The organism is Pseudocitrobacter sp. 73, from assembly GCF_008369545.1.
In the GTDB taxonomy this organism is placed as follows: Bacteria; Pseudomonadota; Gammaproteobacteria; order Enterobacterales; family Enterobacteriaceae; genus Pseudocitrobacter; species Pseudocitrobacter vendiensis.
In genome coordinates, this window is sequence record NZ_VTZO01000040.1 from 1 (window position 1) to 1269 (window position 1269).

1 protein-coding gene is annotated in these 1269 nt (G+C 48.4%); it reads right to left on the reverse strand.

Annotated elements, in window-relative coordinates; all coding sequences use genetic code 11:
* Positions 1 to 265: 265 nt before the first annotated feature.
* The coding region (locus F0Q32_RS24505) for an IS110-like element IS5075 family transposase (RefSeq protein ID WP_099769973.1) at positions 266 to 1269 on the reverse strand (1004 nt) is incomplete at its 5' end.

A 1269-nucleotide genomic window follows, 5' to 3' on the forward strand; every position in this document is an offset into this window, starting at 1 on the left:
GAAAACGGAATCTATGGTCACTCCCGTTTTTGCAACACCGATTTTGACGACAAGTTGGCTTGCTTGAATCTATCCGGCGTCTGAATGGGATTTTATTCCCGCGCCTCGATGAGTTCCGCGCCTGATGAACCTCCAGAAAATATACGGCTTCAATGAGCCTTTCCGTTTTACAGGTTCCTCAACAGGCCGGTGGGCCGTTAGTATCATCAATATCAGTATTCGCAAAACCAGATGAATGATTGTTTAAACTGGTGTATTTCTGCCTTTATGCTTCGTAAGTTTGCTGTCGCGCCGTCAGTGCCCAGGCTATTCTGGCCAGCTTGTTTGCCAGAGCACAGGTGACGACAAAGTTGCTTTTCCGACACAACAACTCCCTGACCCAGTCGGCCAACTTGCCAGACTGGTGTTCCAGTTTTTGTATGAATACCCTGGCACACTGAACCAACAAAGTTCGGATCTTTTTGTTGCCCCGCTTGCTAATCCCTAACAATGTCGTCCGACCTCCCGTGCTGTACTGTCGGGGTACCAGCCCTGTTGCCGCCGCAAAGTCACGGCTGCTGGCGTACTGCTTCCCGTCGCCAATCTCAGTTGAAATAGTACTGGCAGTCAGCGTTCCAACGCAGGGAATACTCAGCAAGCGCTGTCCAACCTCATCTTCGTCCAACTTTCGTTTCAACTGAGATTCCAGATCTTTAATCTGCTCAACAAGATAGTGATAATGCTGTTGTAATTTCAGCAGTAACTGGCTGAGATAAAGAGGCAAACTACTGTCCTCAAGAAGGGTACTCAGTCGACTAATAACGGCAGCACCTCGCGGAACGCTGATACCAAATTCCAGCAGAAAAGCATGCATCTGATTAGTTGTTTTCACCTTATCCTGAACCAGGGATTCACGGACACGATGCAGAGCTCGCATTGCCTGCTGAGATTCGGTTCTGGGCTGCACGAAACGCATAGATGGACGTGATGCTGCTTCACAGATAGCTTCAGCATCAACGAAGTCATTTTTGTTGCTTTTAACGAATGGGCGGACAAATTGCGGTGATATCAGCTTTGGAAAATGCCCTAACTCTGCCAGCTTGCGTGCCATAAAGTGAGAACCGCCACAGGCTTCCATCGCGATGGTTGTTGCCGGGCATGTCGCCAGAAATTCGATTAGCTTTGGTCGGGTGAATTTTTTACGGTAAACGGCCTTCCCACGATGATCCTGACAATGAATATGGAAAGAGTTCTTACCCAGATCGATACCAATAAGCGCAATGTTTTCCA